Origin of the sequence: Pseudomonas cimarronensis (assembly GCF_049331905.1) — a bacterium.
Lineage (GTDB): Bacteria > Pseudomonadota > Gammaproteobacteria > Pseudomonadales > Pseudomonadaceae > Aquipseudomonas.
In genome coordinates this window covers 3,430,683-3,451,046 of record NZ_CP186283.1, presented here as the reverse complement: position 1 = coordinate 3,451,046, position 20,364 = coordinate 3,430,683, and the positions used below count along the sequence as shown (strand labels likewise).

The 20,364-nt window shown below is 61.5% G+C and carries 19 protein-coding genes; 7 read left to right on the top strand and 12 right to left on the bottom strand.

Annotation, left to right across the window (positions count from 1 at the left end; all coding sequences use genetic code 11):
- Positions 1–4: 4 nt before the first annotated feature.
- Positions 5–1,252, bottom strand: coding sequence for an ABC transporter substrate-binding protein (locus ACOCLD_RS16100; RefSeq protein WP_422909882.1), 1,248 nt, complete (start codon positions 1,250–1,252; stop codon positions 5–7).
- Between the two features lie 261 nt (positions 1,253–1,513).
- Positions 1,514–3,007 (bottom strand): CoA-acylating methylmalonate-semialdehyde dehydrogenase, encoded by a 1,494-nt coding sequence (locus ACOCLD_RS16095; RefSeq protein ID WP_422909881.1) that lies wholly within the window; start codon positions 3,005–3,007, stop codon positions 1,514–1,516.
- A gap of 185 nt (positions 3,008–3,192) precedes the next feature.
- Between ACOCLD_RS16095 and ACOCLD_RS16090 the strand changes: the two genes are divergently transcribed.
- The 3 genes from ACOCLD_RS16090 to ung all read left to right on the top strand — a co-directional run bounded on the left by ACOCLD_RS16090 (position 3,193) and on the right by ung (position 6,010).
- Positions 3,193–4,074: an AraC family ligand binding domain-containing protein gene (locus ACOCLD_RS16090; RefSeq protein ID WP_422909880.1), complete on the top strand. Its 882-nt coding sequence runs from the start codon at positions 3,193–3,195 to the stop codon at positions 4,072–4,074.
- A gap of 164 nt (positions 4,075–4,238) precedes the next feature.
- The gene (locus ACOCLD_RS16085; RefSeq protein ID WP_422909879.1) at positions 4,239–5,075 is read left to right on the top strand and encodes a PhzF family phenazine biosynthesis protein; all 837 of its coding nucleotides are present in this window, start codon (positions 4,239–4,241) and stop codon (positions 5,073–5,075) included.
- A gap of 239 nt (positions 5,076–5,314) precedes the next feature.
- Positions 5,315–6,010 (top strand): uracil-DNA glycosylase, encoded by a 696-nt coding sequence (gene ung, locus ACOCLD_RS16080; protein ID WP_422909878.1) that lies wholly within the window; start codon positions 5,315–5,317, stop codon positions 6,008–6,010.
- Here the strand turns inward: ung and ACOCLD_RS16075 are convergent.
- From ACOCLD_RS16075 to ACOCLD_RS16050, 6 genes are all read right to left on the bottom strand, one after another.
- Entirely contained in the window at positions 6,007–6,873 is an 867-nt protein-coding gene (locus ACOCLD_RS16075; protein WP_422909877.1) for a DUF6279 family lipoprotein, read from the bottom strand. The two genes, ung and ACOCLD_RS16075, sit on opposite strands and share 4 nt — an antisense overlap.
- Before the next feature lie 147 nt (positions 6,874–7,020).
- Entirely contained in the window at positions 7,021–8,052 is a 1,032-nt protein-coding gene (locus tag ACOCLD_RS16070; RefSeq protein WP_422909876.1) for an AbrB family transcriptional regulator, read from the bottom strand.
- A complete protein-coding gene (locus tag ACOCLD_RS16065; protein ID WP_422909875.1) occupies positions 8,045–9,553 on the bottom strand; it encodes a tripartite tricarboxylate transporter permease in 1,509 nt (502 codons plus the stop codon). The genes ACOCLD_RS16070 and ACOCLD_RS16065 overlap by 8 nt, the downstream gene beginning before the upstream one ends.
- 1 nt (position 9,554) lies before the next feature.
- Entirely contained in the window at positions 9,555–9,998 is a 444-nt protein-coding gene (locus tag ACOCLD_RS16060) for a tripartite tricarboxylate transporter TctB family protein (RefSeq protein WP_422909874.1), read from the bottom strand.
- 142 nt (positions 9,999–10,140) lie between these two features.
- Complete coding sequence (locus ACOCLD_RS16055) at positions 10,141–11,118, bottom strand: Bug family tripartite tricarboxylate transporter substrate binding protein (protein WP_422909873.1); 978 nt, start codon at positions 11,116–11,118, stop codon at positions 10,141–10,143.
- Positions 11,119–11,147: 29 nt separating this feature from the next.
- Entirely contained in the window at positions 11,148–12,419 is a 1,272-nt protein-coding gene (locus ACOCLD_RS16050; protein ID WP_422909872.1) for an OprD family porin, read from the bottom strand.
- A gap of 296 nt (positions 12,420–12,715) precedes the next feature.
- Here ACOCLD_RS16050 and ACOCLD_RS16045 point away from each other — a divergent pair, with 296 nt between their 5' ends.
- Positions 12,716–13,387, top strand: a complete 672-nt coding sequence (locus ACOCLD_RS16045; RefSeq protein WP_392541561.1) for a response regulator — start codon at positions 12,716–12,718, stop codon at positions 13,385–13,387.
- On the top strand, positions 13,380–14,795 hold the full coding sequence (locus ACOCLD_RS16040; protein ID WP_422909871.1) for a sensor histidine kinase: 1,416 nt from the start codon (positions 13,380–13,382) through the stop codon (positions 14,793–14,795). The genes ACOCLD_RS16045 and ACOCLD_RS16040 overlap by 8 nt, the downstream gene beginning before the upstream one ends.
- 1 nt (position 14,796) lies before the next feature.
- On the opposite strand, the gene ACOCLD_RS16035 is transcribed toward ACOCLD_RS16040, so the two are convergent.
- The 3 genes from ACOCLD_RS16035 to ACOCLD_RS16025 all read right to left on the bottom strand — a co-directional run bounded on the left by ACOCLD_RS16035 (position 14,797) and on the right by ACOCLD_RS16025 (position 17,601).
- Positions 14,797–15,558, bottom strand: a complete 762-nt coding sequence (locus tag ACOCLD_RS16035; protein ID WP_422909870.1) for a substrate-binding periplasmic protein — start codon at positions 15,556–15,558, stop codon at positions 14,797–14,799.
- Between the two features lie 209 nt (positions 15,559–15,767).
- A complete protein-coding gene (locus ACOCLD_RS16030; RefSeq protein ID WP_257778693.1) occupies positions 15,768–16,604 on the bottom strand; it encodes an HDOD domain-containing protein in 837 nt (278 codons plus the stop codon).
- A 55-nt stretch (positions 16,605–16,659) separates the two neighbouring features.
- Positions 16,660–17,601 (bottom strand): YgfZ/GcvT domain-containing protein, encoded by a 942-nt coding sequence (locus ACOCLD_RS16025; RefSeq protein WP_422909869.1) that lies wholly within the window; start codon positions 17,599–17,601, stop codon positions 16,660–16,662.
- 320 nt (positions 17,602–17,921) lie between these two features.
- Here ACOCLD_RS16025 and ACOCLD_RS16020 point away from each other — a divergent pair, with 320 nt between their 5' ends.
- Complete coding sequence (locus ACOCLD_RS16020; protein WP_233686206.1) at positions 17,922–18,176, top strand: succinate dehydrogenase assembly factor 2; 255 nt, start codon at positions 17,922–17,924, stop codon at positions 18,174–18,176.
- Positions 18,160–18,612 (top strand): protein YgfX, encoded by a 453-nt coding sequence (locus tag ACOCLD_RS16015; RefSeq protein ID WP_422909868.1) that lies wholly within the window; start codon positions 18,160–18,162, stop codon positions 18,610–18,612. Before ACOCLD_RS16020 ends, ACOCLD_RS16015 begins: the two co-directional genes overlap by 17 nt.
- Here ACOCLD_RS16015 and nadB read toward each other — a convergent pair.
- The gene (gene nadB / locus ACOCLD_RS16010; protein WP_422909867.1) at positions 18,581–20,197 is read right to left on the bottom strand and encodes an L-aspartate oxidase; all 1,617 of its coding nucleotides are present in this window, start codon (positions 20,195–20,197) and stop codon (positions 18,581–18,583) included. The two genes, ACOCLD_RS16015 and nadB, sit on opposite strands and share 32 nt — an antisense overlap.
- Positions 20,198–20,364: the final 167 nt, after the last annotated feature.

Here is a 20,364-nt window from a genome sequence, read left to right as displayed (position 1 = left end):
GTCCTCATTGCAGGGTTAGGGGTTGTCCGGCGGCCTTTCGTTCGGCCTGCCATTCGGCAAGGCTGGGGGCTGCCTGGGAGGCGTCGAGGCGATCGACGATTTCAAAATAGTCCTGTTTGAATGGATCCTTCATCACCTCGTCACGTTCCTTTACCTGCACCACATAGACGGTCTGCAGGTTCTGGTGATCGAAGGCGCGCCACTGCTGCTGATCCTTGAGCAGGCTGTAGCTGTGGTTTTCCAGGGCCTTGATCAGCGCCTGGCTATCCAGGCTCTTGGCCCGCTCGGCGGCATCGGCCCACTGCTGGACGATGCTGTAGGCCGAGGCGGCGGAGCTGGAGGGGTACATCTGGTAGCGCTGGCTGAACTGCTCGACAAAGGCCTGGCCACGCTCGGATTTCTCCAGGGTCGGCACGCGCCAGGTCCAGGGCTCGGTGCCCAGTACGCCCTGCATCAGTCCGGGGCCGGCCTGTTCGACCATATGCTGGGTGAGGTTGGGGGCGACGATCTGCATGCGCTCGGTCAGACCCAGGTCCTTGGCGATGCGCATGGCGCGCACCAGGTCCTCGCCGAACAGTACCAGCACCAGAATCTGCGCCTTGCTCGCGGCAGCCTGGGTCAGGGCGTTGTGGTAGTCGGCCTTGCGCGCGCCGGGGAAGGGCACCTTGGCGCCGGGGTGCTGGCCGGGGTTGTCAGTGCCGGTGGTCTGGCGCAGGGAGCTTTCCGTGGTGTGGCCCCAGGTGTAGTCGGCGGTGACGTAGAAATAGTCTTTGTCCGGTAGATTCTTGTTCAGATACTGGCCGAGGGCGCGGGCGCTCATCCAGGCGTTGTTGCACTCGCGGAACATATGCCGGTGGCCGTCCTTGCCGGTGGTGTCGTTGGAGTAGGTGAGGGTGCCGAAGTACAGCAGGCCATGCTCAGCCGCGCGCTTGCTTGCCGCGATGGCCACGGCGCTGCTGGATCCGCCAAACAGCATGGACGCGCCTTCGGCGGCCAGGCGGTCGACATTACGCACGGCTTTCTCCGGGCGCGAGGCGGTGTCGCGGCTGGACAGGCGCAGGTGGCGGCCGAGCACGCCGCCGCGCTCGTTGAGCTCGTCGATGGCCAGTAGGGCGCCGCGCATCTGGGCCAAACCTTCTTCCTTATAAGGGCCGGTGCGTGGGTAGTTGAGACCCAGGGTGATGGGCTCGGCAGCCTGCGCAACGGCGGTGATCCCGGCCCACAGGGCCAGGCAGGCAGTCAGTTTTTTCATCGCAATCCTCCATGTTTTTATTGTGCCGGGGCCGACTGTGAGGCCCCGGCGCGCAGGGAGGCATTGTCTTTTGGTCGTAGTGACCGGGTATTGCAGTGCGTCAATAGCAGGCCGTTAAAAACTACCTGCGTGGGCAATCCTGCGTTAAAAACGGCCTCAAAATGCTCATTTACAACACGTAAACTGCGCTTTTTCGGCCGTTTTTGCCTTGTCTTGCCTGCCTCGCCTACGTTTTTCAACGGCCTGCTAGAGGGCTAGTTCTCACTTCAACTGGATAGTCATATTCGCTCCGGCCACCGAATCCTCATCGAACCAGCGGCTGGTGACCGTCTTGGTTTCGGTGAAGAAGCGCACGCCCTGTTTGCCGTAGGCGTGCAGGTCGCCGTAGAACGAGCCCTTCCAGCCGGTAAAGGAGAAGAACGGCAGCGGCACCGGTACCGGCACGTTGACGCCGACCTGGCCGACTTCCACCGCGTGCTGGTAATGCCGCGCCGCGCCGCCGGAGCGGGTGAAGATCGAAGTGCCGTTGCCGTAGGGACTGGCGTTGACCAGCTCGATGGCCTCTTCCAGCGTATCGACCTCCATGCACACCAGCACCGGGCCGAAAATTTCCTCGCGGTACAGGCTCATCTTGGCCGTTACGCCGCGAAACAGGGTTGGGCCGACCCAGTTGCCGTTGGGGTAACCCTCAACCGCGCAGTGCGAGCCGTCCAGCAGGCACTCTGCACCTTCCGCCTTGCCCTCGGCGATCAGGCGCAGCACGCGTTGTTTGGCCTGCTGGCTGATCAGTGGGCCGAAGGCGGCGTGGCCGTCGGTCCAGTAGCCGGGTTGCAGGTCGGCCATCTGCGCCTGCAGCTCGTCGATCCATTGCTTGGATTCACCGACAAACACCGCCACGCTGATCGCCATGCAGCGTTGCCCGGCTGCGCCACAGCTGGCACCCACCAGGTTGCTCAGTACCTGCAGCTTGTTGGCGTCGGGCATGATCACCATATGGTTCTTTGCCCCGGCAAAGGCCTGCACACGTTTGAGGTGAGCGGTGCCGGTGCGGTAGATGTGCTGGCCCACCGGCACCGAGCCGACGAAGGAAATGGCGCGGATATCCGGGTGGGTCAGCAGGCTGTCGACCACCTCGCGTGCGCCATGCAGCACCTGCAGCACGCCCTTGGGTGCGCCGGCTTCGATAAACAGTTCAGCCAGGCGGTTAGGCGTCAGCGGGTCCTGCTCGGAGGGCTTGAGAATAAAGGTGTTGCCGGCGGCGATGGCCAGGGGAAACATCCACAGCGGAATCATTGCCGGGAAGTTGAACGGGGTGACGCCGACGCACACACCCAGTGGCTGAATCCAGCTGGCAGTGTCGATATCGCGGGCTACGTTCTCGACGGTTTCACCCATCATCAGGCTGGCGATATTGCAGGCCTGCTCGACCACCTCGATGCCACGCCAGACATCGCCCTTGGCATCGGCCAGGGTCTTGCCGGTTTCGCCGGCAAGAATTTCCGCCAGCTCGTCGTGGTGTTCCTTGAGCAGATGCTGGTAACGCAGCATCACCCGCGCACGGTCGGAGACTGGCACTTCGCGCCAGGTGAGAAAGGCTGCTTTGGCACTGGCAATCGCTGCTTCGATTTCCTCGGCGGTGGCCTTGGGCGCCAGGGCCAGCACTTCCTGGGTCGCCGGATCGGTGACTTCGATAAATTCACGGGCGCGGCTTTCGCGCCATTCACCGTCGATCAGTTGCGGGATTGCCTTGGCCATGCGTTCCTCCGGCGAGTCTCTGTGTGGGCTCGGTTGTTGTTTTGTCCGTGTTATAGCCGCCTTGCTCGGCTTTGTGGATTGACGATCTTGGCCTGCAGATGGACTATCTTGGGATTTAATCTGTGGCCCGGATGCAATCCGGGAGCATTATTCCCGGACTGCATCCGGGCTACCTGAGTACCCCAATGCGCGCTTTTGTCGATACATCCAACTGGCCATTGCCGGCCAATGGCGTACGCTTTATCACGCCGCCCCGTCTGCGCCGCTTATTGGCAAAGCATCCCCTCGGTCAGGGCTGTTATCCCCTGGCCCTGGGTTACTACCCCGAGGCGCTGGGCCACCGCATGCATCGCCCGCAGCCGGAGGATCATCTGCTGATCTACTGCCGCGCCGGTCAGGGCTGGCTGGAGACGGCGGATGGACGATTAGCTGTCAGTGGTGGCGATCTGCTGCTGTTGCCAAAAGGCGTGACGCATGCCTACGGCGCGGACGCGGACAAGCCCTGGACACTGTACTGGGTGCATTTTGACGGCGAGCTGGTAGCGGACTTTCTCAAGCCCCTGGGCAAGGGGCCGCTATGGCGCATCGGTGTGCAGCCGCGCCTGCTGGCCGAGTTCGACGCCTTGCTCAACCTGCGCAAGCAGGGCTTGAACCTGGCGCATTTCGTTCATGCCGCGCACCAGTTGCAGGTGTTGCTCACCTCGCTCGCGGTACTGCCGGCGCGGGCTACGCTGAAATCCGGGCGGGTGCTGGATGTGGACGCGGTGCAGGCGGTGATGCGCGCCCATCTGCACGACTCGCTCAACCTCGATGAGCTGGCCGCGCAGTTCAAACTGTCGCGTTTTCACTTCGCCAAAACCTACCGCGCCCTGACCGGGCATGCGCCGATCCAGGACTTTATCCAACTGAAAATGGCCCACGCCTGCCGTCTGCTCGACGAGGGCGAGCAGGGCATCCGCCAGGTGGCCGAGCAGTTGGGCTATGACGATGTGTATTACTTCTCGCGGCTGTTTCGCAAAGTGGTCGGTATGGCGCCCAGTCATTACCGGGCGCTGCATCAGGGGTGAGTTTGGAATTGGCTGGTCAAAGGTGGGGAAGATTTATTTTTCCTGCACTGAATGTCTTTTTCGATCCGAAGGACACGCTCAAAAGCCTGTAAAACTCGATTTCGCAAGTGTGCCGCCTGGCATATCCTCACTCTTTTCCCCGCAGCATCGACAGAGGACGCTACATGCCGGTTTCGTTACTATTCGAGCAAGTTGATGTTTTCTCCGAACAATCCTTCAAAGGTAACGCCGTTGCTGTCGTAATTGGTGCCGATGATCTGACCTGCCAACAAATGCATGACTTTGCTGCCTGGACACAGCTTAGCGAGACAACCTTTCTGCTGAAGCCAAACTCTCCCGAAGCACATTACCGCGTACGAATTTTTACCCCGCTACGAGAGCTCCCCTTTGCCGGGCATCCAACACTGGGAAGCTGTCATGTATGGTTAAATCAAAGTGCCGGCAATGCCGATAAAGAGATTGTCCAGGAGTGCTTGGCAGGCCTGATCCGTATTCGGCGAAATGGTGCTTGTCTGGCGTTTTCGGCGCCCCCCTTAGTACGGAGCGGGGCGGTAGAAGACGCTACGCTGCGGCAGATAGAGAGCGGCTTAGGTCTAACCCCTGAACGCATCCTTGCCAGTCAGTGGGTCGATAACGGTCCTGGCTGGGTTGCCGTACTGTTGGCGTCGCGTGATGACGTTTTGGCGATTCGTCCGGACTACACGAAACTCAATGGACTCAATGTAGGAGTGGTCGCGCCTTGGCAAGGTACTCATGCGGACGCAGATGTCGAGGTGCGCGCCTTTATGGGTGAAGAGTTGAATGAAGACCCTGTTACCGGAAGTCTCAATGCGAGCCTGGCGCAATGGCTGATTTCTAGTGGGGTCATGCCTGACCATTACACTGTGAGCCAAGGCACTGCATTAGGTCGTCGAGGCCGGATAAAAATTGAGAAGCTCGGAAGTGATATCTGGGTCGGAGGTGAAGTTCAACCGGGTATGTCAGGGCGGGTAACGTTCTAACTACCACGGCGTCATGTATCCATTCCCCTTTACCTTGCCAGCTTAGGCCGCTGCCCGGTATTGACTGAGAGCGAACCACCAGAAGTGCCTACGTAACTCGAACGATTGATTGAGTCGTTCGGGCTTTAGCAATAGAGCGACGGTGGCTTGCTTCAGGGCTTGTTCAAGCCGTTCGCCTTGACTTGCCCAACTACCTTCCTTAGCGTGCCGCTTCCGTTGGTATTAAGCAGGACATAGGCATGAGCGCCGCCGATAACGTCAAACTCGAAGCTGGCTGGAAGGCCGCGCTGCATGCAGAATTCGAGAAGCCCTATATGCGTGATCTGGGGGATTTTCTGCGTAGCGAGAAGGCCGCAGGCAAGCAGATTTATCCGCCTGGTTCGCTGATCTTCAATGCGCTCAACTCCACACCGTTGGCGCAGACCAAAGTGGTGATAATCGGCCAGGACCCTTACCACGGGCCCGGCCAGGCCCATGGTCTGTGCTTCTCGGTGCAGCCGGGGGTGAAGACGCCGCCGTCGCTGGTGAATATCTATAAAGAGCTTAAGCGCGACTTGAATATCGAGATTCCCGACCACGGCAACCTGCAGCATTGGGCGGAGCAGGGCGTGCTGCTGCTTAATACCTCATTGACGGTGGAGCATGGCATCGCCGGCTCCCACGCGAAGATCGGCTGGCAGACCTTTACCGATAGGGTGATCGAGGTGGTCAGCCAGCAGCAGGCGCGCCTGGTGTTTCTGCTCTGGGGCGCCCATGCGCAGAGCAAGGAAAAACTGATCGATGTCAGCAAGCACCTGGTGCTGAAATCCGTGCACCCATCGCCGCTGTCGGCGCACCGTGGCTTTATCGGTAACGGTCATTTCAGCCGTGCCAACAAGTTCCTCCAGCAGCATGGGCTAAGTCCGATTGACTGGCGCCTGCCCGAGTCGGTTTAAACGCTGCACTGCTGCTCGGCCAGATCGCGGCGCAGGTCGCGTAAACGATGACTCAGGCGCTCGCGCTGCGCCTCATCGCTGCTGCTCAGCAGCTGGCTGAACAGCGTGGCCAGCGCCTGGCGTGAGCGGCCATAACTGGCACGGTATTCGTCACTGTAGAAGCGCTCGCGTTGTTGCAGCAACGGCGTCAGCCGCTCGGCGAAGTCGGCGCTATCGCGTTCGGCGACCACCTTGCGCAGCTCGGCCTGCCACAGCTGCCGATTCTCCAGCCACAGGCGGTTTTGCTCACCGAGGCTATTGGCCCAGGTAGCGATATGTTCTGTCTGCGCAGTGTTCAGGCGGCCGAGCCAGGGCCGTAGGCGTTCCTGCATGCGCGTCTGGCGTTCGCTCAGCTGGGTAGCCAGGGGCGGGTCGAGAAAGTCCTGGCGGTCTTCCAGGTTGTCCTCATCCATCGCGGCGTAAAGCTCGCGGACCTGCTGTTCGCTCAGGCCCTGCAGCAATTCGATGGCGGTGGGGGTGATCTCGATGCCGATACGTTTGAGCGCGGCATCGAACTGGGCGAATTGCTCAAGCAGCTGAGCGCTGTCGGGCTGCGGCTGGGCGAGGATGCTTTCGGTGGTGTGCAGCCAGTCGATATAGCGCGGTAGCTCGGTGCTGCAATGCCATTGCAGGTGCGTTTGCAAGCGGGGTTTGAGCCAGGCCTTCTGCTGACTGTCGAGGTTCAGGTAATCGTTCAGCCGCCAGGGCACCAGCCAATCCAGGTTGCGATAGGCCAGGCCGGCACGGCTGCAGGCGCTGATCAGCAGGCTCAGACAGAGCAACAGCAGCAGGGTTTTCACGGCGGGCCAACGCAATACGCTCATGGAGGATGCCTCGGTGGTGAAGGCCAGAGGGTACGCCAGACGCACCTGTGTGGGTCGCAGCAGACATATCTGTTAAACAAAAACTGCTGTCTTGCAGGCAAAAAAGAGCCCGCACATGGCGGGCTAAACGTGGTCGTTGCAATCGCATCAGCTGCGTTGCCAGAGCCTGAATAACGGCTCGGCGAGAAACATCACCAGAAACAGCCGTAGCACTTGCAGGGCGGTGACCAGCGCCACCGAGAGGTGCAGGGCTTCGGCGGTCAGGCACAGTTCGGTGATGCCGCCGGGCATCATGCCGAGCATCAGTGCAGCCTGGTTTTCCCCGGCCAGCCAGCCCAGCCCTTGGCCTAACGCGGCGGCGGCGAGCATGGCGAGCAGGCAGAACAACAGGATGCGCGCGAGAAACCCCGGTGCGCTGCGAAAGAAATTGCGGTCAAAGTGACAACCCAGGGCGCAGCCGATCAGCCATTGTCCGGTCTGGCCCAGGCCATCAGGCAAACCCAGGTGTAGATCGAAGGTCACGCTGGCTACGGCGCAGACGGTCAGCGGGCCAAGCATCCACGGGTTGGGTTGACCCAAACGTCCCCACAGCCAGGCCAGCAATGCGCCACCGGGCAGTAGTATCGCCAGCCAGGGCCAACTCACTGCTGCCGGTACGGGCGGCGCGATGGGCGGTAGGCTCCAGGTGAAGATTGCCGGAATCAGCAATACCACCAGCAGCAGACGCAGGCTGTGGGCGGCGGCCACCTTGGCGGTTTCGGCGTTATGCCGTTGTGCCAGGTTGACCATCTCGCTGGCGCCACCGGGCATGCTGGCGAAGAACGCAGTGGCGCGGTCGAGGCCGGCGCGGCGCAGCACAATGATGCCGATCAGGCTGAGCAGCAGGGTGAGCAGGGCGCCGAGCAGAATCACGAAGAAGTGGTCGAGCAGTTGGCCGAATACTTCATGGGTGAAATGCAGGCCGATGGCGCTTGACACCAGCCATTGGCCGGTTTTGCGTCCGCCGGACAGTTCGGTGATCAGCCAGCCACTGCAGCGGGCGGTGATCACCGCCAGCAGCGAGCCGATGATCCACGGCAAAGGCCAGCCGATCAGGCTGGCCAGATAGCCGCCTGACAAGCCGACCAGGGGAGTGGCCCACCAGCCTTGCCAGCCGGTGAGCACGTGCAGCTTAGGCATTGGCCAGTTGTGCCGCGCGGCGCGCGCGCCACCAGCGAATACCTGGCAGGCCGAGCATCAACGCAGTCAGTGCCCACAGGGTCAGGCTGATCGGGCTGCTCCAGAGGATGCCGAGTTCACCGGCGGAGATCGACAGCGCGCGGCGCAGGTTGTCTTCCATCAGCTCGCCGAGGACGAAGCCGAGGATGATTGCCGACAGCGGGAAATCCAGCTTGCGCAGGATATAGCCGAACACGCCCAGACCGATCATCAGCACCAGGTCGAAGGTGGTGCTGTGCACCGCATACACGCCGACCATGCTGATCGCGGTGATCGCCGGTACCAGCACCCAGTTGGGTACGCTGAGCATCTTGGAGAACAGCCCGACCAGGGGAATGTTCATCGCCAGCAGGATCACGTTGCCGATCAGCAGCGAGGCGATCAGGCCCCAGACCACATCCGGCTGCTGTTCGAACAGCAGCGGGCCGGGGGTGATGTTGTACAGCGTCAGCGCACCGATCATCACTGCGGTGGTGCCCGAACCGGGTACGCCGAGAGTCAGCATGGGGATCAGCGAGCCGCAAGCCGAGGCGTTGTTGGCCGCTTCCGGCGCTGCCAGACCACGCAGGTCGCCTTCACCAAACTTGCCGCTGGCACCGGCCAGGCGCTTCTCGCTCATATAGGTCATGGCGCTGGCGATGGTTGCACCGGCACCCGGCAGCACACCGATAACAAAGCCGGCCAAGCCGCTGCGTACCATGGTGCCGAAGGTGAAACAGAACTCTTTGAAGTTAAACAGCAGACGGCCGCCGGCTTTCACGGCTTTCTGGCCGTTATGGGTTTTTTCCAGCATCAGCAGCACTTCACTGACACTGAAGAAACCGATAACCACGATGATGAATTGAATCCCGTCCGACAGGCTGACACTGCCAAAGGTGAAGCGGTACACCCCGGTGGTCGAATCGACCCCAACGGTGGCCAGACCCAGGCCGATCAGGGCGGCCATCAGGGTTTTCACCGGCTTGTCACCGACCATGCCGCCCAGGCAGGCGATGGCGAAGATCATCATCACGAAGTATTCCGCCGGGCCAAAGGCCACCGCCCATTTGGCCAGCAGCGGCGCGAACAGGATCACCCCGCAGGTGGCGATCAGGCTGCCGGTGAAAGAGCTCATCGCAGATAGGGATAAGGCGATCCCGGCCTTGCCCTGACGGGCCAGGGGGTTGCCGTCCAGGGAGGTCATCACCGAGGCGGCGCAGCCCGGCACGTTGAGCAGAATGGCGGAAATGCGCCCGCCGTATTCGCAGCCCAGGTACACGGCCGCGAGCAGGATCAGCGCGGTTTCCGGCGGCAGGCCGAGGGCGAAGGCCAATGGCAGCAGCAGCGCCACGCCGTTGATCGGGCCCAGGCCAGGAAGCATGCCGACCACGGTGCCAACAAAGGCACCGAACAACGCCATCAGCAGGTTGGTTGGCCGGGTGGCGACATCAAAGCCTTGCATCAAGAAGTTAAGGGTTTCCATTTCAGCTCTCCACAAAGGCTTCGAACAGCCCCAGAGGCAGGGGCACATCCAGCAACAGGTCAAACAGGCTGTAGAGCACCACGCCCATCAGTACGCCGCTGATGGCGCACGGCAGCAAACGACCGGTAAACAACAGGCCAAGGGCGAAAGTGCCCAGAGCGGTGCTGATAACAAAACCGAGGGTTTCGAACAGCAAGGCATAAGTGAGCAGCGCGAGGATGCACAGCAGGGCGCGTTTGAGCGCTTGCAGATTAAGCCGCTGCTCCAGCATGCCTGGCTTGTAAATCAACCACATACTGCCGATGGCCATCAGGCTGAGCAGCAACAGCGGATAGGCGCGTGGCCCCACCGGGTCATAGGCGAAGGGTGCCTGGAAGCCCCAGGCGAGAACGGCGAGAACGGCGCAAAACAGCAGCCAGCTCGCGGCGAACAGGCGAACGTACATAGAGGATTACCTCAAAGCTTGGGCGTCTAATTCCCTCTTCCCTTGGGGGCGAGGGTTAGGGAGAGGGGCTTGAGCAGCGTGGTTTGTAATCGCCACCCCTCACCCCGACCCTCTCCCCAGTGGGGAGAGGGTGGCTTGCGCGTTACTGCATCAGGCCGAACTCGCCAGCCAGCGCCTTGTATTCCTCAACTTGCTTGAAGACCAAGGCTTTCAGCTCGTCGCCAGTCACTGACAGCGGCAGCAGGTCGCGCTGTTCGCGCAGGGTGGCGAAGTCTTCACGGGTGAGCAGGCTGTCGAACTGCTGTTTCCACCAGTTGTACTGCTCGTCGCTGACCTCTGGGCCCATGTAGAAGCCACGGATGACCGGCCAGGTAATGTCGTAGCCCTGCTCCCTGGCGGTGGGGATATCGGCCAGTTTGCCTGGCAGACGGTCTTCGGAGAGCACGGCGAGGATGCGTACTTTCTTCGCCGCCAGTTGCGGGGTGACTTCGCCCAGGCCGCTGGAGGTGACCTGTACATGGCCGCCGAGCATGGCGGTGAGGGTTTCGCCGCCGCCTTCAAAGGCTACGTAGCGCAGGTTTTTCGGATCAATGCCAGCCAGACGGGCGATCAGCGCGGTCTGCATCCAGTCCTGGCCGCCGATGGTGGCGCCGGCGCCGAAGACGATGCTGGTTGGGTCTTTCTTCAAGGCTTGGACCAGGTCGTCCAGATTCTGGTACGGCGAGTCGGCACGCACGGTGATGGCGCCGTAGTCGGTGCCTACCGCAGCCAGCCAGCGCACGCCGGTCTCGTCGTAGCGGCCGAACTTGCCTTGCGCCAGGTTGAGCAAGGATCCGCTAGAGAACGCGGTGATGGTGCCAGGATCATCGGCACGCTGGGCGATCACCGCGTTGTAAGCCACCGCGCCGACACCGCCGGGCATGTAGGTGACGCGCATCGGCGCTTTCAGCAGGCCGGCGTCTTTCAGGCCGCTCTGCGCCAGTTTGCAGGTCAGGTCGAAGCCGCCGCCGGGCTTGGCTGGGGCGATGCACTCCGGACGCTTGGGTTCGGCAGCCAGCAGCTGGCCGGCAAATGCCATGCAGGCAGTGGCGAGGGCGATGCGGGTAAAGGCAGTTTTCATCTGTGGTTCCTCTGAGCTCTTATTGTTGTTTACCAAATCGGCAGCGTATAGCCGACGATGACGCGGTTCTCGTCCGCATCGCGGGCGAAGTCGGATTTGAAGCTGGCGTTACGCAGGCGCACGTAGACATCTTTCAGCGGCCCGCTCTGCACCACGTACTTGACCTCGATGTCGCGTTCCCACTCGCCGCCGGTGTCATCCGTACCAGCGATTTGCGCGTCGCTGCCTTTGATATAGCGGGTCATAAAGCTCAGGCCGGGAACGCCGAGCTTGCCGAAGTCGTAGTCGTAACGGGCCTGCCAGGAGCGCTCGTCGGCGTTGGCGAAGTCGTTGATCTGCACGAAGTTGACCAGGAACGGGTCGCTGCCATCGATGTAGGCATAACCGGTGTCGCCGCTCATGTCCTGAAAGCCCAGACCCAGTTTGTGGCCGTTGATGGCGTAGGTGAGCATGGCGTTGAAGGCGCGGTTATCGATCTTGCCGGCATTGGAGGCGCCGTTGTCCTTGCTCAGCATCAGCCGCACATCGGCGTTGAGGGTGCCGCTGCCCAGCGGTTGGCTGGCGAGCAGGCCGAAGAAGTGCTGGCGGTAGATATCGTCGAGGTCGGCGAAGTAATAACGCCCGGTCAGGCCCTTGGCGAACTGATAATCGAGGCCCATCAGATCCAGATGGTCCGCCGTGATGCCGGCAGCGAAGCGGCGGTTTTTGCTGTTGAGGATCAGCTCCTCGGAGTTGGTCGAAGCGCGGTCGATCACCTTGTCCAGGCGTCCGCCGGTAAAGGTCAGGCCGTCGAGTTCGCTGGAGGTCAGCAGGCCGCCTTCAAATACCTGCGGCAGCAGGCGGCTATCGCTGGCTTTGACCACGGGCAACTCTGGCACGTGCGAGCCATAGCGCAGTTCGGTATTGGAAAACTTGACCTTGGCGGTCAGACCCAGGCGACCGAACTGGTCTGGAGTGCCGCCATCGTCTTGTACGGGGAGCAGGTCGGTGCCGGTGCGGCCGCCGCCGGAGTCCAGTTTGACCCCAACCAGGCCCAGAGCATCAAGGCCGAAGCCGACGGTGCCTTCGGTGTAGCCGGACTGAACGTCGAGCCAGAAACCCTGGCCCCACTCTTCACGCTTGTTCTGCTGGGTGCTGGTGCCTTCGCGGAAATCGCGATTGAGGTAGATATTGGTGGTGGTCAGGCTGGCTTTGCTGTCAGCGATAAAATCGGCATGGGCAGCGGGGGCAAGCAGTGCGGCGGCAATGGCCAGGCTAAGCAGGTGAGCAGGCGCAAGCACCTGATGAGATGCAGTCGGCATCCTGTGGTCTCCATTGTTGTTTTTGTCACGGCTGCGCACCACTGCGTCAGTCGTTCAGGTCGGTGGATCGAGCCACCTGAAACCGATGCTATGGCGTCAAGCTTTCACCAGGCTTTCAGCTTGAAAAAACGCCCGGAGTGTTTTTTGACGTCGCTTGCGACGGCCCGCAGGGTGGCCGCCAGTGATGGCAGGCCACAAAGAAACGCCTGGAGCGTTTTTTCACGTCACTTGCGACGGCCCCCAGGCTGCGCCGTTACACTGCGCACATAACAACAAGTTCGTGGAGTGCCATTACCGTGCGAGTCCTACTGGTCGAGGACCATCTGCCCCTGGCTGAAAGCGTGGCCCAGGCCCTGCGTGGCATCGGGCTTAACGTAGACATGCTGCATGACGGCGTGGCGGCCGATCTGGCCCTTAGCAGCGAAGATTACGCCTTGGCGATTCTCGATATCGGCTTGCCGCGCCTGGACGGTTTTCAGGTGCTGGCGCGTTTGCGTGAGCGTGGCAAGACCCTGCCGGTGCTGATGCTCACCGCCCGTGGCGAGGTCAAGGATCGCGTGCATGGCCTTAACCTTGGTGCCGACGATTACCTGGCCAAGCCCTTTGAAGTGAGTGAGCTGGAGGCGCGGGTCAAGGCGCTGCTGCGCCGTACCGTGCTTGGTGGTGAACGCCAGCAGCGCTGCGGCAATCTGCTGTATGACCTGGACACCCGGCGTTTTACCCTGGCCGATGCTCTGCTGACCCTGACCTCGCGCGAACAGGCGGTGCTGGAGGCGATGATCGCTCGGCCCGGACGGGTGATGAGCAAGGAGCAGTTGGCTGCCCAAGTGTTTGGTCTGGATGAGGAAGCCAGCAGCGACGCCATCGAAATCTATGTCCATCGTCTGCGTAAAAAACTCGAAGGCGGCGGGGTGCGCATTGTCACCTTCCGTGGTCTTGGCTATCTGTTGGAGGCAGTCAGTGGCTGAGCGCAGCAACGCATTGGCGGCTGAATCAGGCAGCCTGCGCGGTCGGCTGATCCGCCGCCTGGCGCTGCTGCTGGCGTTGATTCTGTTGCTCAGCAGCCTGAGCGCCTACTGGAGTGCGCGCCGCGCTGCCGACACCGCCTATGACCGCACCCTGCTGGCCTCGGCCCGGGCAGTTGCCGATGGGTTGTACACCACGGCGGATCGCCTGAACGCCAACGTGCCCTATGTGGCGCTGGACACCTTCGCCTATGACAGCGCCGGGCGCATCTACTTTCAGGTGCTCGATGTGCAGGGCGCGCTGGTGTCGGGCTATGAAGATCTGCCGCCACCGCCGCCCGGCACCAAACGCACCGAAGACTACCCGGCCTTGGCGCATTTCTATGATGCCGAATACCGCAATCAGGGCGTGCGGGTGGTCAGTCTGCTGCAGCCGGTCAGTGAACCGGGGGTCAACGGTGTCGCGGAAATCCGCGTGGCGGAAACCCAGGGTGCGCGTGAGCGCATGGCCCGCCAATTGTTGCTCGGCACCCTGCTGCGTATGGGCGTGCTGTCGCTGAGTGCCTTGCTTTTGGTGTGGCTGGCGGTGAGCGCAGCGCTGCGCCCACTGGAAGCCTTGCGCCGCAGTGTGGCGGCGCGGACCAGTGATGACCTGCAGCCGTTGTCGGATCTCGGCATGCCGCGTGAGCTGCGTCCGCTGATTGATGCGCTGAACCAGTTCAATGCCCGGCTGCGTAGTCTGTTCGAACGCCAGTCGCAATTTATTGCTGATGCCTCCCACGAGCTGCGCACGCCTCTGGCGGCGCTCAAGGCGCGGGTCGAGCTGGGCTTGCGTGCGCAGGAACCTTCGATCTGGCGCAGCACCCTGGAAGAGGCTGCGCTGAACACCGACAAGCTGACCCATCTGGCCAATCAGTTGCTCTCGCTGGCGCGTATCGAAAGCGGCGCGCGGGCGATTGCCGAAGGCGGCGCGCAGCGTCTGGATCTCAGTCAGCTGGCGCGTGAGCTGGGCATGGCGCTGGCGCCACTGGCCCATGCGCGGGGCATTGCGCTGGCGTTGGAGGCTGAGCAGGCCGTGTGGGTCAGTGGCGAGCCGACGCTGCTCAACGAGCTGCTGTGCAACCTGCTGGATAACGCTCTGGCGCACACCGCGGCCGGCGGCAATGTGATTCTGCGGGTATTGCCGGCTGGGGTGCTGGAAGTCGAAGACGACGGTCCGGGGATTCCGCCAGAAGAGCATGAGCGGGTGTTTGCGCGTTTCTATCGACGCAATAACAAGGGCACTGGAGCAGGCTTGGGTTTGGCGATTGTCGGCGAGATCTGCCGCGCGCATCAGGCCGGGATCAGCCTGCATCAGGCGCAGCCGCATGGCTTGCTGGTGCGGGTCGAGTTCGCCAGCGTAGAGGTTTAGCTCAGGGCGCGAGGCTCAGCGGTTGCTGGACCTCCAGCAGGTATTGAGCCACCTTGCCGCTGTCGCGCAGTTGCGCCAGGCCCTGATTGAAGCGGGCGATCAGCTCGGCATTGCCAGGCACTTCCCGCGAGAGCAGCAGGTGCAGGCTGTCGCTGCGCAACGGCTTGGGATGAAAACTCAGTTGCGCGCGTTCGCTCGCGCTGAAATGCTGGTGCAGCATGTCGAAGCCAACCACCTTATCCATCGGGAACAGGTCTACCCGGCCGGCGAGTAACTGGCGAAAAGCGGTTTCATCGTTGGTGACCCGGTTAACCTGCAACTGCCCAGCGGCCTCGGCCTGCTGAAAGTTGGCGCCGTAATCATAGCCACGGGTACCGGCCAGGCGCCGGCCTTGCAGGTCGCTGACCTGCTGCCAGTCAAAGTTGTAGCCCTTACGGTGGAAAAGGTAGTAAGCGCTTTCTACCACCGGGTCGCTGATAAAGAACTTTTCTTCTCGTTCACTGCTGTGCAGCCAGACTGCACTACCGGCACGCTTGCCGCGCTCGGCCAGTTGCAATGAGCGCGCCCAGGGGTGGAACTCCCAGGCCACCTCAATCCCCTGCAGGGCAAAGGCTTCAGCGACGATACGTGAGGCGACGCCTTTGTGCGGCAGTTGTTCACCCAGGTAGGGCGGCCATTCGCCGTTGGTCAGGCGCACTGGCTCAGCTGTGGCAAGGCCACAGCTGAGCAGGCTGAACAGGGCAGATAACAGCAGAGCGCGCATGAGTCATAGCCAATGCTGGAGACTGCATTCAGTCTAGCAAGCCGTTGCAAAACTACCTGCGTTGCCGATACGGCGTTAAAAACACGCTCAAAATGCTCATGTACTGCTCGTACACTCCGCTTTTTCGCCTGTCTTTGCCTTGTCTCGGCTGCCTCGCCTACGTTTTTCAACGACCTGCTGTTGCATTCGGCTGCATGCGTGTGACGGGCTTATTGAAGCATGCTCATGGCCGCTTCCATGGCGGCGGAGAGGTCTTCGTCTTCGTTGAGGTTCTGATTGGGATCAAGACCGAGCTTGGCGAAGGCTGGAATCTGGCTCCAGTCCAGTTTGGTGTAGGGGTGTTCGCTGCCAATGTAGCTCTGCAGGGTGGCGACCTGGACGATATCGACATAGTCGACCTTGGCGCTGTCGCGGGTGAAGTCCAGGTACTGGCTGGGCACTGCAGCGATCAGCTCGGGGAATTCCCAGGTGCGCAGAATCTTGTCGCCGATGATCGGGTGGATCTGCTCGATCACGTGGTTGAGGCTGATCGAGTCGGCCAGCAGCTCGCTGTGATCTTCTGCATAAGTGAGGATCGGCAGCACGCCGATCTGATGCACCAAGCCGGCGAGGGTCGCCTGGTCCGGCAGCAGGCGCGTGTAGTGCTTGCACAGAACGTGGCAAATGCCGGCGATTTCTGTACTTTTGTTCCATACTTCGCGCATTTTGCGGTCAACCACGTCGCTGGTGGCCTGGAACATCTGCTCCATCGCCAGGCCCGTGGCCAGGTTGCAGGTGTAATTGATGCCGAGGCGGCCGACGGCCATCTGCAGGTCGGTGATTTCCTTGTTGGTGCGCAGCAGCGGGCTGTTCACCACCTTGATGATGCGCGCGGTGAGGGCTGCGTCGTTGCCGATGACCTTGCTCAGTTGCGGAATGCCGATGTCCGGATCTTCTGCCGCCTCGCGAACTTTCAGGGCGACTTCCGGAAGGGTTGGCAGGACCAGCTCATCGCTGTCGATGGCCTGGATCAGTTCCTTTTGCACTTTTTCGGCAAGCTTGCTCATGGGCAATTCTCTGTGGACGTTCGGCTAAATGAGTGTAGTCAGCAGCGCGCGGTCATCAGCGCTGTATTTCGCGATCTGAATCCAGTGTATACGGCAAATCGAGCACGCTCAGTGTGCTGCCCTCGGCAGAACCGAGGTGGATGCGGCCATCCTGCGTGGCATCGTCCTGCAGCACTGCAAGCAGCTCGACCGCCTCTGCACTGCGCGCGGCCAGCACCACTTCACCGACGCTGGAGTTGTGCACCGGGGAGAACAGCGGGGTGCCTGGTTCGGGGATTTGCGTGTCTGCAAGGCTCAGGCGGTACAGGCGGCGTTTGAGCTTGCCCAGGTACTGCATGCGCGCGACGATTTCCTGGCCGGTGTAGCAGCCCTTCTTGAAGCTGACTCCGCCCAGGGCTTGTAGGTTGATCATCTGTGGAATGAACAGCTCGTGGGTGCTGCCCATGACCTGGCCAACACCGGCACGCACTTGCGCCAGTAACCAGTCATTGAGCGGCGCTTGCGGCAGCTGGCTGGCCACTTGCGCCTGTACGGCTGCGGCCTGGCTGGCGGGAACCCAGAGTTCGGCGCGGCCATCGCTCAGGCGCAGGGCCAGCAACTCGTTGTGGTGCACCACGCTGTCGGCCTCTGCGGCCAGCGGCAGGCCGAGGCTGTGCAGGATGTCATCGCCGCCGCTCAGGCCGATGCGCAGCCAGTCCGGGCTTTCGTCGCCGAGTTTGGATTTGCTGAAAACGGCGTATTTCTTCAGGTCAGCCAGTTGTGTTTCCAGCAGCTCGCTGGCCATCGCCAGCAGGTAGCCGTCAGCGACGCTGACAATGCGGAAACTCGACTGCATGCGGCCCTTGGGCGTGCAGCGTGCGCCCAGGCTGGAGTGACTGTCGCTGAGGTAGTTGAGGTTGCAGGTGACTTGGCCCTGAAGAAACTTGCTGGCATCCGTGCCGCGCACGGCGAGGATGCCTTCGTGGCTGAGGATGCAATAGAACGCGGTATCGGCCATGGTGGATTGGGTATCGCTGGAGAAAAGTTAGGGGGCTCATCATAGAGTGCGCCTCACGCCTTGTCAGCGCTTGCGCTTGACTCGTTGCAGGAATAACCGTCCGGCTGACGAGCGCGGTCAACAGCAGGGCTTTTCCCCGTATACTGCGCGCCTTGTTTATGGCCTGCCATCCGTGGCGGCCACCTTGCAGGCCGTCGCTGCGCGACGTTAAAAATTGTTCCAGACAATTTTTATGGCCTGCCATCTTTGCCGGCCATTCCTCTGGCCGTCGCTGAACGACGCTAAAAATGGCGTAATGCCATTTTCCAAGGAGCTGATCCGTGGTTGATGAAGTAGAACTCAATCGTCTTTTCTGGCACAGCCGCCGCGGCATGCTGGAGCTGGATGTACTGCTGGTGCCTTTTGTTCGTGAAGTCTACCCGCACCTTGATGAGGCGGATCGCGAGCGCTATCGCAAGCTGCTCGAGTGCGAGGATCAGGACATGTTCGGCTGGTTTATGCAGCGCGGCGAGCCGGAAGATGCCGACCTCAAACGCATGGTTCGGATGATCCTGGATCGTGTCCAGCCCAAATGACGGGTTTGAGTGTCAGTGGCAGCCATCGCGCTGGCTGCTGCTTGCGTATGCCCTGATCCAAGGGCTGGCGCTGCTCAGTCTGGTTTTGGTGGTTATGCCGCTGTGGGCGCACCTGTTGGGTGCGCTGTTCTGTTTGGCTCATGTGGTGTGGGTATTGCCGCGGCATGTGCTGCTTAATCGACCCTCGGCTTATCGGGCGTTACGTTGCAACAGTGGTGGCTGGCAGGTTTACAGCGCTGCGCAGGGCTGGCAGGCCATCGAGTTGCATCCCGATAGCCTGGCGTTACCCCTTATTGTGTTGTTGCGCTTTCGTCTGACTGGGCAGCGCCGCGTGCGTTCACTGTGCATTGCCCGCGACAGTCTGAGTCGCGATCAGCATCGGCGCCTGCGGGTGCGCCTGAAATTCAGTCGCCATAGGTGGGCGGCAGCAGGATAGTGTCCCTGGCTTCAGCCAGTTGCTGGGGGTAGTCCAGGGTGTAGTGCAGGCCACGGCTTTCGTGGCGCTGCATGGCTGAGCGAATCATCAATTCGGCGACCTGGGCCAGGTTACGCAGCTCGATCAGGTCACGGCTGACCTTGTAGTTGCTGTAAAACTCGTCGATTTCATCGAGCAGCAGGCGCACGCGGTGCTCGGCCCGTTGCAGGCGCTTGTTGGTGCGCACGATACCAACGTAGTCCCACATAAAGCGGCGCAGCTCGTCCCAGTTGTGCGCAATGATCACGTCCTCGTCCGAGTCGGTCACCTGGCTGGCGTCCCAGTCGGGCAGCGCTGACGGGGCTTTCACCTGATCCAGCTGGGCGACGATGTCAGCCGCTGCCGAGCGGGCATAGACGAAGCATTCAAGCAGCGAGTTGCTGGCCATGCGGTTGGCCCCGTGCAGGCCGGTGAAGCTGGTCTCGCCGATGGCATACAGGCCGGGGACGTCGGTTTGGCCGTTCTCGCCGACCAGTACACCACCGCAGGTGTAGTGCGCAGCAGGCACTACTGGGATCGGTTCGCGGGTGATGTCGATGCCGAAGTCCAGGCAGCGCTCGTACACGGTGGGGAAGTGCGCTTTCACAAAGTCAGCCGGTTTATGGCTGATATCCAGAAATACGCAGTCGATGCCCAGACGTTTCATCTCATGGTCGATGGCGCGGGCAACGATGTCGCGTGGGGCCAGTTCGGCGCGCTCATCGAAGCGCGGCATAAAACGTTCGCCATTGGGTAATTTGAGCAGTGCGCCTTCACCGCGCAGTGCCTCGGTGATCAGGAAACTCTTCGCCTGTGGGTGGTAAAGGCAGGTGGGGTGGAATTGGTTGAACTCCAGGTTGCCGACCCGGCAGCCGGCGCGCCAGGCCATGGCAATGCCATCACCGCAGGCGCCGTCAGGGTTGCTGGTGTAGAGGTAAACCTTGGCGGCGCCGCCGGTGGCCAGAATCACGAAGCGCGCACTGTAGGTGTCGACCTCGCCGCTGGCACGGTTGAGCACATAGGCGCCCAGGCAGCGCTGGCCGTCCAGGCCAAGCTTGCGTTCGGTGATCAGGTCGACGGCGACGCGCTGCTCCAGCAATTCAATATTGTTGCGCTGTTTGGTCTGTTCCAGCAGGGTATTGAATATCGCCGCGCCGGTGGCGTCGGCCGCGTGGATGATGCGCCGGTGGCTGTGGCCGCCTTCGCGGGTCAGGTGGAATTCGAAACCGCCGTCTTCGCGGGCGTGCTCATCGTCGCGGGTAAAGGGCACGCCCTGGTCGATCAGCCATTGGATGGCTTCACGGCTGTGCTCCACGGTGAAGCGCACCGCATCTTCACGGCACAGGCCGCCACCGGCATTGAGGGTGTCGGCAACATGCGATTCGACGGTGTCGGTGTCATCCAGCACCGCGGCCACGCCACCCTGGGCCCAGTAGGTGGAACCATTGGACAGATTGCCCTTGCTCAATACGGCAATGCGCAGGTGCTCTGGCAGTGTGAGGGCCAATGTCAGGCCGGCTGCGCCGCTACCGATAACCAGAACGTCGTGTTGATAGTGTTGGCTCATGTCCGAATTCCGCGAAAAGCGGTCTCTAGTATATCGAGGGGGTGGGCGGCACAATAGCCGGCTTATGACCAAGTACGTTACTCGGGAACTTTTTAAGAGTTCTGGGTTCCATAGGCGGTTGTTTTGGTGGAAATTCGCCTTTCAGGCGTTTTTATAACGGACCTGCG